This is a genomic window from Sphingobium sp. CECT 9361 (genome assembly GCF_918741285.1).
Taxonomy (GTDB): domain Bacteria; phylum Pseudomonadota; class Alphaproteobacteria; order Sphingomonadales; family Sphingomonadaceae; genus Sphingobium.
Map to the genome: position 1 here is coordinate 199199 of NZ_CAKKNC010000007.1, position 13538 is coordinate 212736.

A 13538-nucleotide genomic window follows, 5' to 3' on the forward strand; every position below is an offset into this window, starting at 1 on the left:
AATTAGGGTGGGGAACTGCCGTCCCACCTTTGCAATGCTGCCTAACTCTCCTATCTCCCACCCATGTCCTCCCCCCAATCGCCAGACCGCTTCAACGAAGACAAAGCCAGCTTCACCATCCGCGGCGCAGGCGCGCCCGATATAGATGCCGGCGTGGCGGCGATCCGCAACGTCCTGAAAACCCTTCCCACCCGCCCCGGCGTCTATCGGATGCAGGATGCGCGCGGCGATGTGCTGTACGTCGGCAAGGCTCGGGCGCTCCGCAACCGCGTCACTAACTACACACAAGTGGATCGACTCCCTCGCCGCCTGCAACGCATGGTGTCACAGACGCGCTCGATGACCATCGTCACCACCAACAGCGAAGCCGAGGCGCTATTGTTGGAGGCCCAGCTCATCAAGCGGTTCCGCCCGCCCTACAATGTCCTGCTGCGCGACGACAAAAGCTTCCCCTTCATCCTGCTGCGCGAGGACCACGCCTATCCCCGTATCCAGAAGCATCGTGGCGCGCGCAAAGCAAAGGGGCGCTATTACGGCCCGTTCGCAAGCGCCGGTTCGGTAACGCGCACCATCAACGCCCTGCAAAAGCTGTTCCTGTTGCGCAGTTGTTCGGACAGCTTCTTTGCCAACCGCTCCCGCCCTTGCCTGCTTTATCAGATCAAGCGCTGCTCGGCCCCCTGTGTCGAACGCATCGCGCCGGATGCCTATGCCGAACTGGTGCAGGACGCGCAGGATTTCCTGGGCGGCAAGTCGACCAAGGTGCAGCAGAAGCTGGGTGCCTCGATGCAGGCCGCGTCCGACGCTATGGATTTCGAACAGGCCGCCGTCATTCGGGACCGCCTGAAGGCGCTGACGTTCATTCAGGGATCGCAGGCGATCAATGCCGAAGGGCTGGGCGACGCCGACATTTTCGCACTGGCAACCAAGAACGGCGCGATGTGCATTCAGGCGTTCTTCATTCGCGGCGGCCAAAATTGGGGGCACCGGAGCTTCTTCCCGATCCACACTGCCGAAGTCGACGAAGCGGAAGTCCTCGGCAGCTTCCTCGCGCAATTCTACGAGGAAGTGCCGCCGCCCAAACTTATCCTCGCCGACCGTCAGCCTGCCGATTGCGAACTGATCGCGCAGGCTTTGACCGAGCGGATCGGCTCCCGCGTCCGCATCGAAATGCCGCAGCGTGGCGACCGCACCCGCCTCATCAAACAGGCGCAGCGCAACGCCGTCGAAGCCCTCGACCGCCGCCTCGCTGAAACCACGACGCAGGCGAAGGTGCTGCGCGACATGGCCGATGCCTTCGGGCTGGAGGGTGTGCCGGACCGCATCGAAGTCTACGACAACAGCCATATTCAGGGCACCAATGCGCTGGGCGCAATGATCGTTGCCGGGCCGGAGGGCTTCCGCAAATCCGCCTACCGCAAGTTCAACATCAAGAATCCGAACACGGCCCCCGGCGACGATTTCGCCATGATGCGCGAAGTGTTCGAACGCCGCTTCGGTCGCGCGCAACGCGAAGATCCGGATCGCGACAGCGGCGAATGGCCCGACCTGGTGCTAGTCGATGGCGGCAAGGGGCAGGTGAGCGCCACAAAGGCCGCGCTGGAGGAAATTGGCGTCGAGGACGTGACGTTGATCGGCGTCGCCAAGGGTCCGCATCACGGGCGCGACGGCCGCGAAGTCTTCCACTTGCCCGACGGCCGCGAAATGATGTTCCCGGTCAATGACCCGGTGCTATTCTTCCTCCAACGCCTTCGCGATGAAGCCCATCGTTTCGCCATCGGCGCGCACCGTGACAAGCGCAGCAAAGCGATTACGGTCAGTTCTCTGGATGAGGTGCCGGGGATCGGCCCCGCGCGGAAAAAGGCGCTGCTGATGCATTTCGGCACGGCCAAGGCGGTGAAGAGTGCCGCGCTGGAAGACTTACAAAAGGCGCCGGGCGTTTCGACAGCAGTGGCGCAGCAGGTTTACGACTACTTCCACGGATGACCCACTTCTCCCTCTCCCCTGAAAGGGAGAGGGAGAAAGGGCCACCGCGCGACTTACGCCGCTGTAGCGAACATCTCCGGATCGAGCGCCATAAGCGAGTCCGCACCGCCTTCGATCTTGCGACGTAGCGCGCCTGCGTCCGGCATGATGCGTTCGGCGTAGAAGCGTGCCGTGACGAGCTTGGCTTCCAGATATTTGGAATCGCCCTCGCCCGCATCGAGCAAGCGGACTGCGGCGCTCGCCATGCGCAACCACATCAGGCCAACCGATACGATACCCATGATGTGCATGTAGCTATGCGCGCCGGCACCAGCATTGTTCGGGTTGGTCATGGCATTCTGCATCAGCCACATCGTAGCGCCCTGCAACTGCGCATTGGCCTTCTCCAGCGCCTCCGCAAAAGGTGCCAGGCGGGGTTCTGCCTTGGCAGTGGCGACTTCGTCTGCGATGATCTTGAAGAAAGCCTGCAGCGCACGGCCGCCATTCTGGGCAAGTTTGCGACCGACAAGGTCCATCGCCTGAATGCCGTTGGTGCCTTCGTAAATCTGGGCAATGCGGGCATCGCGCACATATTGCTCCATACCCCATTCCTCGATGTAGCCATGACCGCCATAAACTTGCTGGCTGGTCACGGTGATGTCGAAGCCCTTGTCAGTGCCATATCCCTTGATAACGGGCGTGAGCAGCGAGATGAGATCATCGGCGGTCTGGCGTTCCTCTTCGGTCTGCGCCTTGTGCGAGAGATCGTCTTGCAGCGCGCCCCACAGGCATAGCGCACGCAGCCCCTCGGTCAGCGCCTTGCCTTCCATCAGCATGCGGCGCACGTCAGGATGGACGAACAGCGTGTCAGCTTTCTCATTGGGCTCTGCAGGACCGGTGAGCGCGCGACCCTGACGGCGATCCTTGGCGTACTGCACCGCGTTCTGATAAGCGACCTCGCCCTGCGCCAGACCCTGCAGGCCCACGCCCAGACGTGCGGCGTTCATCATGATGAACATGGCGGCGAGACCTTTGTTCTCCTCACCCACCATCCATCCGGTCGCGCCGTCGTAATTCATGACGCAAGTGGAATTGCCGTGGATACCCATCTTATGTTCGATCGACCCGCAGGAGACCGCATTGCGTTCACCCAGCGTGCCATCTTCATTCACGATGAACTTCGGCACGATGAACAGCGAAATGCCCTTGCTGCTTTCCGGCGCGCCGGGGGTCTTGGCCAACACGAGGTGAATGATATTCTCGGCCAAATCGTGCTCGCCCGACGAGATGAATATCTTGGTGCCGGTGATCGCGTAGCTGCCGTCTGCCGCTGGAACGGCCTTCGTCTTGATAAGGCCCAGATCGGTGCCGCAATGCGGTTCGGTCAGGTTCATGGTGCCGGTCCATTGGCCGCTCACCATCTTGGGGACATATTTGGACTTCTGCTCATCGCTCCCTTTGGCGAGAATCGCGGCAGTCGCGCCCGCCGTCAGCCCATGATACATCTCGAATGCCTGATTGGCCGACAGCACATATTCCCCAAAGGCCGTCGCGATGACGGAAGGAAGCCCCTGCCCGCCAAACTCTTCCGGCGCATGCAGTGTGGTCCAGCCACCTGCGACATATTGGTCGTACGCATCTTTGAACCCGGTGGGCGTCGTGACGCTGCCGTCGGGATGGCGAGTGCAGCCTTCCCGGTCACCAACCTGATTGAGCGGGAACAGCACTTCCGCCGCGAATTTGCCGCCTTCGCCCAGCACCGCCTCGATCAGATCGGGTGAGGCATTTTCAAAGCCTGGCAGATTGGCGTACCGGTCGATATTGACGACATGGTCGAGAACGAACTGCGTATCGCGAACGGGGGCGGTGTAGGTGGGCATGGTGCTCTCCGAATATTATTGCGGGTGTGGCATTGGGCCTCATCCCGATTATGTAGATTCGATCGTTCAGCTTTCAGGGTCGCCGCTGACTTCCACGATGGACACGAAAGCCGATAGTTCCTCGATTGCGGCGTCAATATCGGCCTTCTGCCGTTCGAGCAGATCAATGCGCGCGCGGCATTTGTCGATGGTCACGCGGCGTTGCACGGCGCGGCCATCGTTCAGATCGTACAGGTCGATCATCTCGCGGATGTCGCCCAGGCTGAAGCCCACGCGCTTGCCGCGCAGGATCCAGGCCAGCCGCGCCCGGTCCCGGCGCGAATAGATGCGCGACAGACCCTGCCGCTCCGGCGCGATCAGCCCTTCGTCCTCGTAAAAACGAAGCGCGCGCGCGGTAACGCCGAACTCCGCCGACAAGTCGGAAATGCTGTAGTGATCGCGTTCATCCAGATCGGGCATCTCGATGCCCGCAATTTGTATCATGTGCGTCATGCCATGATTTTTAATTGACGTTTACGTTCGCGTCAAGTGGATCAATGTTCGCTTTGATAGACGCCGATTTCATGACCTGCAGGGTCGACGATATGGAAACGCCGTCCGCCCGGATAGGCGAAGATCGGCACACGCAACGTCCCGCCTGCCGCCGTTGCCGAAGCCAGCGCAGCTTCCAGATCGGTGACTTCGATAAGTGGCAGGACCGGCGGCGTGGGCTGCGTAGTGTCCGCATTAAATCCGACCGTGGTGGCGCCGCCTTCGATCGCGGCATAGTCGGGACCGTATTCGGTAAAGGTCCAACCGAAAGCGTTTTCGTAAAAAGGCCGGACAGTTGCGATGCTCTCCACCGACAATTCGACATAGTTGAGTTTGGCCATGAGTCGCGCTCCTTTGTTCCTGATATGTACGTATCGAGATTGGCGCGATGTGCAAGCCGCCGTCAGGACATGCGATAAAAATCCGCGACCCTGTCCAGCGCCAATGTCAGCACCAGCTTCCCCGCCCGACTGGGCCATTGCAGCGCCTTTTCTGCAGCCGCCAACCCTTCGCCAGCGCAAGCGACCCGCCATAGAATATTGGCAAGGCCCGGTCCCGCGGCGCGAATGGCGGCATCGAACCGCTCCCTTGCCGACAGTTGCCCTACGGTCGGATCGGATATGCCGGGGCCGGCGCGCTTGGCCTTCGCGACAGGCGCGGGATCCCATCGCATCGTCACTCGTGCGCCAAGGCCCGCCCGCTCCCAGTCGCGACGCAGCGCTTCCCCCGCGAGAAATTGCCGGTCGGTCAGCTTGCCGCGCGCGTGAAGCCAGGTCAGCGGCGATTCACACAGATTGACCATCACCACACGCAGATCGCCCTCCCCATCTTCGATGGTCCGGGCAATCCTGTGAGCGGCTTGAGGTGCTGATTGAGACATGGGTGCTCCCGCAAATAGTGGCCCTCACCTCTTGCTCCAGCGGACGATATGTAGGACAGAGGAAAACCATATAGGTTATAGGATTTCCACAATGATCACCCGAATTCGTGACGTTCGCAAAGCGAAGGGATTGACGCTGGAGGATGTGGCGCTGCGATGCGATCCGCCCACTACGGCGCAGACGATCGGGCGACTGGAAACGGGAATGCGCACGGTTTCGGTCGGCTGGCTGAACAGGATCGCGACGGCATTGGGCGTTTCATCCGCCGATCTGGTCGATATGCCGGGTCAGGAAACTCTTCCGGTTGCAGCGCTGATCGGCCCCGAGGGCGCGCGCGCACCGACCAGCGCCATGATCCTCATTCCACCGACAGCTTCGGGTGCGATGGTGGGCGTCCGCGTGATCGCGAGCATCGGCGATTATCGAGGCGGCGACGAGATATGGTGTGAGCGGATCGCGGCGGATGGCTACGCGCAGGCGCTGAACCGCGACATATTGGTGCCGCGACCGGGTGGACGATTCCTGTTCGGACGGCTGATCGGGCGCGATGCGGGGATGGTCCACATCCTGCCGCTGGGGACAGGATCGCGGCAGCAGGTGCTGGCCGACCCACCATGGGCCGCCATCGCCAGAAAACTCGTACGGAACCTCTAGATAATGCAGCTAACCCGCTGTTAAGTATGATCGTATAAGCAGGCAGTATGACAATTCGCGTCCTCATGCTGTCCACGCTGTTCCCTGACATCAGCCGTCCCAATTTCGGCGTCTTCGTCGAGCGACAAGCGCGGGAACTGGCGAGCCGACCGGAGGCGTATGTGACGGTGGTGGCACCCATCGGCATACCGCCCTGGCCGCTTTCCAACGCCGATCATTATCAACCGCTTACCCGGTTGCCGGAGAAGGAACGGTGGCGCGACCTGACGGTCTATCGGCCCCGCTTTCCTATTCTCCCGAAGATCGGTGGACGCTTCAACGTCGCCACCATGACGCACGCAATCATGCCGCTGATCCGTCGCCTGCATGGCGAGCGGCCTTTCGATGTGATCGACGCCAGCTTCTTCTATCCAGATGGCCCCGTCGCGGCCAACATCGCCAAGGCGCTGGATATTCCTTTCTCGGTCAAGGCGCGCGGTGCCGACATCCACCATTGGGGCCATGCGCCCGCTACGCGTAAGGCCGTGCTGCGCGCCGGGACGCAGGCGGCGGGGTTGCTTGCCGTATCGGGCGCGATGAAGCGATCCATGGTCGCACTCGGCATGGATCCCGACAAGATCGCCGTGCATTACACCGGCGTCGATCTGGACCGCTTCGCGATCATGGATCGGGCGGCCGCCAAATCCGAACTCGACCTTGCCGGTCCGGTGGTGCTGAGCGTGGGGGCATTGATCCCGCGTAAGGGGCAGGACCTGTTGATCTGCGCCCTCCCCAGCCTGCCGGACGTGACGCTCATCCTGATCGGCGAAGGACCGGAGCGCGGCAATCTGCAATCGCTGGCCGAACGGCTGGGCGTAGCCGATCGCGTGGGCATATTGGGCGCCGTACCGCATGACCGCCTGCCGCAGTTTCTGGCCGCAGCCGATGTGATGGCTTTGCCATCCGCCTCCGAAGGGTTGGCCAATGCCTGGGTCGAGGCGCTGGCCTGCGGCACCCCCATCGTCATTAGCGACGTGGGCGGCGCACGCGAACTGGTGGATCGCCCGGAGGCAGGTCGCATCGTAGGCCGCGAACCGACAGAGATAGCCGCCGCCGTGCGCGAACTGATCGACAATCCGCCGGATCGGGAGGCAACGCGAGAAACGGCCTTACGCTTTACGTGGAAGGCGAATGGCGACGCGCTGCTGGCGCATTTACAGGGGATTGCGGGTAAGGTTTAGGAGGGGGCGGGCTTTCCTTATGCTCATCGAAGGAAGCCACCTTTTGGGGAGGTTGCATCTGTTATGAGTGATTTGAGCTTTAGATCGTATTAAGCTCAGGAGAGTAGTAACGGGCCATGTTCTATGGATCGCAAATGGGGCCCAATTGTGAGGCAGGCATAGGACACTTCGAGTTCATCTCAGTTCGTCAACTCGTCAGTGAGGTCGTTTCCACCATTGTGTGCGCGGCAGGATCTTGGTTTGCGCTAAGGGAATGCCTGCAGAAAGGCTTTATCGATAGGGGCGGACGCAGCCGAATTCCGTTTGTGCCGCGGATAATAACACTTCACGATAACCCTGAACTGTTCACAATCTGTTGCTTGGGTATTGGGCTAATAGGTGTCGGGGCGGCCGTCTATTGGTTCGGCTTGGGAAGAGCTATTTATCGACGGTCGCGCGGAAGACCCAGAGCACTGCGCTTCATCCGGAGATACAAGAATCCCCAAGCACTAACGTATCCCCGATTGTTTCGCAGAAAACCGCCAACGGATTGACACAAGTGGCTTTCTTTAAGTCGCTCAGAGTAATTTGCGGCATTGAAATCAGACCGCACGCTACCCACCCTACAACGCCATCAATGCCGCAATGACCTGCCGATCCTCCGACCGCAGCACGCCCCAGGCGCGCGCGGCGGCGCGGCTGTCCATGACTTCGACGCCAACTCCGCGGGCTTCCATCGCGCGGACGAAGGCGCGAGGCGGCTGGATCAGGCCGATGCCGGTGCCGAGCAGCAGAAATTCGGGAACAGGCTCCAGCGTCGCGAGCGGCCCCAAGGCCTCCAGCGTGATCGCTTCGGCGGCCGGAGCGTCGTCCCACGGCCATGCTTCGGTCGGGCTGAGCAACACGCCACCGGGAAACACAGTTTCCTGCAGGCGGAAACCGCGCCCGGTAAAGCCGGTGATGCGCGGGCCAGCATAGCCGCCGTCCCGCCGCATTTCCATTCCGGTCGTCATGTGCGATCGATCAGGGCTTCGCGCCGTCGCCTACGCGCTCGGCCTTCGACGATATGCCGCCAGACTTCTTTTCGGCAGGTTCGGGCTTCAGGCCAAGGCTGATGAGCAGCGAGGACGACACATAAACCGAAGAGTAGGTGCCGATGACGATGCCCAGCATCATCGCCGCCGAGAAGCCACGCAGCACATGCCCGCCGAACGCCAGCAACGCGCCGAGCGCCAGCATAACCGTTACCGACGTCATCACCGTGCGCGGCAGCGTTTCGTTGACGGACAAGTCGATCAGCGACTTCATGTCCATCTTGCGATATTTGCGCATGTTTTCGCGGATACGGTCGTCGATTACCATTTTGTCGTTGATCGAGTAGCCCACGATGGTCAGCACGGCGGCCACGATATTGAGGTCGAATTCCAGCCGCGTGATCGCGAAGAAGCCGAGCGTCATCAGCACGTCGTGCATGATCGCAACGAACGTCGAGACGCCGAACTGCCATTCGTAGCGGAACCACGAGAACACCGCGATGCCGACCACCGCGAGCAGCACCGCGAGAATACCGTTCTGGATCAACTCGCCCGAAACCTTGCCCGACACCGCGTCGTAACGGCTGAAGGTCACGCCGGGATATTTGGCTTCAACGGTCGATTGCACCTGACGCACCAGCTTGTCGGTCGCGCCGTCGTCCGTGCTTTCAGGCAAGGGCAGACGGATCGACACAGTGCGCGGATCGCCGAACTGCTGCAACGAGACTTCGCCGACATTCATCGCGTCGATATCGCTGCGCACCTTGTCGAGCGGTGGCGGCGAAGCGAATTTCGCTTCGACCATAAGGCCGCCGACAAAATCGACGCCCATGTTGAGGCCGCGCACACCGACCGCCGCGACCGCCAGCACCGTCAGGATCGCGGTGATCGCAAAGGCAATCTTGCGAACGCGGACGAAGCCGATGTTCGTATTGTCGGGAACGAATTTGAGGAGTTTCATTGCGTTATTCCGATCTCACCTTGCCGCCGTTCGCCCTGAGCTTGTCGAAGGGCTGCTCTTCTTGAAAGGAAGAACAAGGCTTCGACAGGCTCAGCCCGAACGGGGGGAGAGGGATTGTCATATCAAATATTCAAATCGGCCGGGCGGGCACGGCGGAGCCATGTCGCCACCACCAGACGGGTGAAGGTCACTGCGGTAAACACCGAGGTTGCAATACCGATCAGCAGCACGATGGCGAAACCCTTGACCGGGCCGGACCCCAAAGCAAGCATGATGCCGCCAGCGATGGCATGCGTCACGTTCGCTTCGAAAATCGTGCGGGTCGCTTCCTTGTAGCCGAATTCGACCGATTGCACCACGCCGCGCCCGCGCCGTCGCTCTTCGCGAATACGTTCGTAGATCAGCACGTTGGCGTCCACCGCCGTACCGATGGTCAGCACGAACCCGGCGATGCCCGGCAGAGTCAGCGTTGCGTTGAGCAAACCCATCACGCCCAGGATGACCAGGATATTGATGACCACGGCCATGTTCGCATACATGCCGAACCGACCGTAGCTTAGGAACATGAAGATCGCGACGGCACTGGCAGCGACGACCGATGCGATGATACCGGCCCGGATCGAGTCCGCGCCAAGCTGCGGCCCGACGGTCCGTTCTTCCACGACCTTCAGCGCGACGGGCAGCTTGCCCGAGCGGAGCGCAATCGCAAGCTGGTTCGCGCTTTCCACCGTGAAGCTGCCACTGATCTGCGCGGTGCCGCCCAGAATGGGTTCGTTGATGTTCGGCGCGGACAGCACCTTGCCGTCCAGAATGATCGCGAACGGGCGGTTGACGTTTTCACTCGTCACCTTGCCGAATTTGCGGCCACCCGATGCGTTGAAGCGGATCGAGACTGCGGGCAGATTGCCTTGCTGCTCATACACCTGCGTCGCGTCGGTCAGTTCGTCGCCCGACACCATTACCTGACGCTTCACCGCGATAAACGGTACGCCCGAGGGATTGGTGGGATATGGCAGCACTTCGCTGCCCACCGGCGCGCGGCCCTGCCCCACTTCGGCCGGGTTGGCCGTGAAATCGACCAGCTTGAATTCCAGTTTGGCGGTCTGACCCAGTAGATCCTTGAGCTGCTTGGGGTCTTGCAGACCCGGCACCTGAACAACGATGCGATTGTCGCCCTGTCGCACGATGCTCGGCTCGCGCGTGCCCAGTTCGTCGATGCGCTTGCGGATGACTTCGGTGGCGACTTCCATCGCGCTGTTGACCGAAGCAGCGATGCCTGCATCGGTCGGGCTGAGGACGATCGTGCTGCTGTCCACCACCGTCACGTCGAAATCGCGCTGCCCGGTCATCCCTGCGCCCTGCGTCAGCGGACGAATGCGCTCCACGGCGGCATCGACCTGTGCAGGATTGCGGACCATGAAGGACAGTTTGCCGTCGCGCCGCGAAATGTCACCAATCGCGATTCGCGGATCGCCCCGGCGCAATTCCGTGCGAATCTGATCTTCCATGTTGGTCAGGCGCGCCTTGGTCACGTCATCGGTGCTTGCCTCCAGCAGCAAGTGGCTGCCGCCCGACAGATCAAGGCCCAGATTGACGCGCACCTGCATGGCCTTTGGCCACTGATTGGTAATGCGTTCGGGCAAGAAGCTGGGGATCGCGCACAAAATGCCGATACCCAGCGTCAACAGAATGAGCGTTATCTTCCAACGCGGAAAGGTCAGCATAGGGTTAGTCGTTCGCCGGTTTTGCAGTCACGGGGTCGATCACGTCAGACAATGTTGCCTTGACCGCGCGCACCTTCATACCCGGCGCCAGCTCCACATCGACATACAGGTCGTCGACCCGCACCACTTTGCCAACCAAGCCGCCGCCAGTGATGACCTGATCGTTCTTCTTTACCGCGTCCAGCTTTGCCTTGTGCTTTTTCATCCGCGTTTGCTGCGGACGGATGAGCAGGAAATAGAACACGACGAAGATCAGAACCAGCGGCAGGACATTCGCAATGATCCCGGCAGTCCCGCCCGAAGAGCCGGTGCCCGATGCGGCGGCTTGGGCAAAGGCAGGGGTGATGAACATGAAGACACTTTCAAGTCTGAGAAAAATGCGCGGACCTGTGGCACGAGATACCACAGGACCAAGGGCGCGCGGCTAACACAAACGGTGCGTAGGAGGCAACATCAATAGCAGGATCGTCAGCAGTTCGGGCGGAAAAGCCGATAGGTCAAAACGGACAAGGCGGGAATATCACGCAGCGAACAAGAAGCTATGAGACCCCCTTGCATCTTCCCCCACATCCGCCTAAACGCCGCCCTCCGGTCGGGACGTAGCGCAGCCTGGTAGCGCATCACACTGGGGGTGTGGGGGTCGGAGGTTCGAATCCTCTCGTCCCGACCAAGATTTCAATGACTTAGCCGATATTTTTACCCCGCCGGGGGCCGCCAAAATCGCTCTGGTGGTGCGCTGGTGGTGCAAAATTATTTTGGACACCGGCTACGCTGCGCATCATGACGCGCCGATATTGAACATCGCGGACACCCTCCGGATTGAAGATTCGCCTCCCGGTGCTTATGCCAGCGGATAGATGCGAGAACCCTTGCCTCTTCGCCCCGCCGAGTTTGTCAAAATTCGGGATGGCTATATTGCGTTTCTGAGGCAACCCGCAGGAACGTCCCTGCAAACCGTCATCTCGGATACGGTTCGCGACGCGATGGCATCAGCGGCAAGGCGCGGACGCAAACGTCGCAATGGACTCCACTTTGCGCAATTAGCCTCGGTGGTGGTCGTATTGCTAGCTGTGGTCCTGATCGCTGCTCAGGATCGGATCACATACGGCGGCGGCTTGGTTCTGCTTTTTGCCGGAGGCGGCACCTTCATATGGGCGCGCAAACGCGCCAAGGTGCGCGATGAACCGGAAATCGAGGAAATCCTTACCGAGCCGGATGAAACGCTTGCACGTAATCTGCGGGCGCTTGACGACTTTCGGAAACAGATCGCCAGCGGCGACATCCCCTGCGTCGAGCGCCTTCCCGATGGGAACCTTAAACCTGTTACGAAGAGCGCCCTTCGCGCATTTCTTGCCGATCATGGCACGCTTCTCATTGTCAGCCGGGATCAAAACCTTTGGCAATGCATTCCGCACCGTCCAATTCCCATGAGCGAATTGCTGGTCAAGCTGGGCGGTCGCGTTGCCCCTGCCCTCGTTACCTCCAGAACATTGCTCGACACCGCCGACCGCGATTTATTCGACCGCCGCATGACATGGCTTCTTGCCCATTCCGAAGCAGACCCGCGTGCAAACTCCTTCCGCGAAGCTATCCAAATCATCATAGCCTTGCGACGCCCCGAACTCGACGGACTGACCTTCGAGCGGAAGAAGGAAGTCCTTCGCAAAGAAAGCATTAGCGATAGCCGAATGGAAAAAATCCATGCGGGCGTCTATCCCGCTTTCAACAATTATCTGCGCCAACTGCCCATGCATGAATTCCCGTGAATGCGGAACTGAATAGCTTCCAGCGCCTCCCGGAGCCACGTCCTGCATTCCAACCAGTGGAAAGGACGCCCCTCATGCCCCCTGATCGAAACCAGCTTTTGACTGTCGTGGACGTGCTCAACGTCACAGGCTTCAAATCCCGAACCACTCTCTATCGCCGCGCCCGCAACGGCAGCTTTCCCAGTCCCTGCCACATCGGCGCGGGCAAGATCCGATGGAAATCTGGCGATGTCGAGGACTGGCTGAACAGCCTTCAGCCCCGCCGCGACTGAATCAAAACCCAGACACTGCCCGGCCTTAGCCTGATCGATGGGCGGTCCGGTCGCGGCTGAATCTCCCCGCACACAAGAACCTCCGCAATCGTGATTTCACGAAAGGATGACCCATGCCTTCAATCCGCAACACCGTCGATCGCCTGGCCGCCTGGCGGGCAGGCCGATCGTATGTCACGCTGCGCTTCACGGTCCAAAAGCGGCTTGCGCCCATCGTCGAGCCGCTGATCGAGCGGCTGCTGCCGTTCGATGACGATGGCGAAACCTACCGTTGCTCGATCATTCAATGGACGCTGAACGAACGTCCCGTTCTGCATACCCACCGTGGCGTCGTATCGACCTTGCGGATAGATGGCCCGTTGCAGGACGCGGGCCACACCTCTTTCCCGCTGGGCGGGCTGATTGAAGCCCCCCATGTTACCGCGCATCTTGATCCCATCGCAGCACGTCGGCTCGATAGCCGGTTGCAGGATGCCATCGACGGGGTGATCCAGGACTGGATCGTAGAACATGGCCTTTACGATCGACCACGCCAGCGCCGGGAGATTGATCTGCCCCCCGCTGAGTGGCCCAGAGACTATGATAGTCTGGACCACGAAGGGGACATTGAATGCCAAGCAAGAAGCACAAGCCGGAAGAGATCATCGGCAAGCTACGTGAAGTTGAGATCATAT

General features: G+C 60.7%; 13 protein-coding genes, 1 tRNA gene and 1 pseudogene. 7 read left to right on the forward strand and 8 right to left on the reverse strand.

Annotated elements, in window-relative coordinates; genetic code table 11:
- The first annotated feature begins 63 nt into the window (after positions 1-63).
- The gene (uvrC, locus tag LQ220_RS12430; RefSeq protein ID WP_230188601.1) at positions 64-1983 is read left to right on the forward strand and encodes an excinuclease ABC subunit UvrC; all 1920 of its coding nucleotides are present in this window, start codon (positions 64-66) and stop codon (positions 1981-1983) included.
- A gap of 53 nt (positions 1984-2036) precedes the next feature.
- Here uvrC and LQ220_RS12435 read toward each other — a convergent pair whose 3' ends face one another.
- The 4 genes from LQ220_RS12435 to LQ220_RS12450 all read right to left on the reverse strand — a co-directional run bounded on the left by LQ220_RS12435 (position 2037) and on the right by LQ220_RS12450 (position 5253).
- Complete coding sequence (locus LQ220_RS12435) at positions 2037-3842, reverse strand: acyl-CoA dehydrogenase C-terminal domain-containing protein (protein WP_230188602.1); 1806 nt, start codon at positions 3840-3842, stop codon at positions 2037-2039.
- 66 nt (positions 3843-3908) lie between these two features.
- A complete protein-coding gene (locus LQ220_RS12440; RefSeq protein ID WP_230188603.1) occupies positions 3909-4325 on the reverse strand; it encodes a MerR family DNA-binding transcriptional regulator in 417 nt (138 codons plus the stop codon).
- A 50-nt stretch (positions 4326-4375) separates the two neighbouring features.
- Positions 4376-4714 carry a VOC family protein gene (locus LQ220_RS12445; RefSeq protein WP_230188604.1) on the reverse strand — a complete coding sequence of 113 codons (339 nt, stop codon included), beginning with the start codon at positions 4712-4714 and terminating at the stop codon, positions 4376-4378.
- Between the two features lie 62 nt (positions 4715-4776).
- A complete protein-coding gene (locus LQ220_RS12450) occupies positions 4777-5253 on the reverse strand; it encodes a DUF6456 domain-containing protein (protein WP_230188605.1) in 477 nt (158 codons plus the stop codon).
- Positions 5254-5344: 91 nt separating this feature from the next.
- On the opposite strand from LQ220_RS12450, the gene LQ220_RS12455 reads away from it, so the two are divergent.
- Together LQ220_RS12455 and LQ220_RS12460 are read left to right on the forward strand one after the other, a co-directional pair.
- A complete protein-coding gene (locus LQ220_RS12455) occupies positions 5345-5908 on the forward strand; it encodes a helix-turn-helix transcriptional regulator (protein ID WP_230188606.1) in 564 nt (187 codons plus the stop codon).
- A gap of 47 nt (positions 5909-5955) precedes the next feature.
- The gene (locus tag LQ220_RS12460) at positions 5956-7128 is read left to right on the forward strand and encodes a glycosyltransferase (protein ID WP_230188607.1); all 1173 of its coding nucleotides are present in this window, start codon (positions 5956-5958) and stop codon (positions 7126-7128) included.
- A gap of 602 nt (positions 7129-7730) precedes the next feature.
- Here LQ220_RS12460 and LQ220_RS12465 read toward each other — a convergent pair.
- From LQ220_RS12465 to yajC, 4 genes are all read right to left on the reverse strand, one after another.
- On the reverse strand, positions 7731-8108 hold the full coding sequence (locus tag LQ220_RS12465; RefSeq protein WP_290369040.1) for an Mth938-like domain-containing protein: 378 nt from the start codon (positions 8106-8108) through the stop codon (positions 7731-7733).
- Between the two features lie 22 nt (positions 8109-8130).
- A complete protein-coding gene (gene secF / locus LQ220_RS12470; protein ID WP_230188608.1) occupies positions 8131-9102 on the reverse strand; it encodes a protein translocase subunit SecF in 972 nt (323 codons plus the stop codon).
- Positions 9103-9224: 122 nt separating this feature from the next.
- Positions 9225-10826 (reverse strand): protein translocase subunit SecD, encoded by a 1602-nt coding sequence (gene secD / locus LQ220_RS12475; protein ID WP_230188609.1) that lies wholly within the window; start codon positions 10824-10826, stop codon positions 9225-9227.
- 4 nt (positions 10827-10830) lie between these two features.
- Entirely contained in the window at positions 10831-11178 is a 348-nt protein-coding gene (yajC, locus tag LQ220_RS12480) for a preprotein translocase subunit YajC (protein ID WP_230188610.1), read from the reverse strand.
- 241 nt (positions 11179-11419) lie between these two features.
- Here yajC and LQ220_RS12485 point away from each other — a divergent pair.
- From LQ220_RS12485 to LQ220_RS12500, 4 genes and pseudogenes are all read left to right on the forward strand, one after another.
- Positions 11420-11496, forward strand: a tRNA-Pro gene (locus LQ220_RS12485).
- Between the two features lie 199 nt (positions 11497-11695).
- Complete coding sequence (locus LQ220_RS12490) at positions 11696-12592, forward strand: hypothetical protein (RefSeq protein WP_230188611.1); 897 nt, start codon at positions 11696-11698, stop codon at positions 12590-12592.
- Between the two features lie 74 nt (positions 12593-12666).
- Positions 12667-12864 (forward strand): AlpA family phage regulatory protein, encoded by a 198-nt coding sequence (locus LQ220_RS12495; RefSeq protein ID WP_230188612.1) that lies wholly within the window; start codon positions 12667-12669, stop codon positions 12862-12864.
- Between the two features lie 113 nt (positions 12865-12977).
- Positions 12978-13538 (forward strand): annotated as a pseudogene (locus tag LQ220_RS12500) (hypothetical protein); the annotation flags it as partial.

What these genes read in the sequence shown, in the direction of transcription:
- uvrC (WP_230188601.1), top strand. Translation starts at nt 64, where the DNA reads ATGTCCTCCCCCCAATCGCCAGACCGCTTCAACGAAGACAAAGCCAGC.
- LQ220_RS12435 (WP_230188602.1), bottom strand. Translation starts at nt 3,842, where the DNA reads ATGCCCACCTACACCGCCCCCGTTCGCGATACGCAGTTCGTTCTCGAC.
- LQ220_RS12440 (WP_230188603.1), bottom strand. Translation starts at nt 4,325, where the DNA reads ATGATACAAATTGCGGGCATCGAGATGCCCGATCTGGATGAACGCGAT.
- LQ220_RS12445 (WP_230188604.1), bottom strand. Translation starts at nt 4,714, where the DNA reads ATGGCCAAACTCAACTATGTCGAATTGTCGGTGGAGAGCATCGCAACT.
- LQ220_RS12450 (WP_230188605.1), bottom strand. Translation starts at nt 5,253, where the DNA reads ATGTCTCAATCAGCACCTCAAGCCGCTCACAGGATTGCCCGGACCATC.
- LQ220_RS12455 (WP_230188606.1), top strand. Translation starts at nt 5,345, where the DNA reads ATGATCACCCGAATTCGTGACGTTCGCAAAGCGAAGGGATTGACGCTG.
- LQ220_RS12460 (WP_230188607.1), top strand. Translation starts at nt 5,956, where the DNA reads ATGACAATTCGCGTCCTCATGCTGTCCACGCTGTTCCCTGACATCAGC.
- LQ220_RS12465 (WP_290369040.1), bottom strand. Translation starts at nt 8,108, where the DNA reads ATGGAAATGCGGCGGGACGGCGGCTATGCTGGCCCGCGCATCACCGGC.
- secF (WP_230188608.1), bottom strand. Translation starts at nt 9,102, where the DNA reads ATGAAACTCCTCAAATTCGTTCCCGACAATACGAACATCGGCTTCGTC.
- secD (WP_230188609.1), bottom strand. Translation starts at nt 10,826, where the DNA reads ATGCTGACCTTTCCGCGTTGGAAGATAACGCTCATTCTGTTGACGCTG.
- yajC (WP_230188610.1), bottom strand. Translation starts at nt 11,178, where the DNA reads ATGTTCATCACCCCTGCCTTTGCCCAAGCCGCCGCATCGGGCACCGGC.
- LQ220_RS12495 (WP_230188612.1), top strand. Translation starts at nt 12,667, where the DNA reads ATGCCCCCTGATCGAAACCAGCTTTTGACTGTCGTGGACGTGCTCAAC.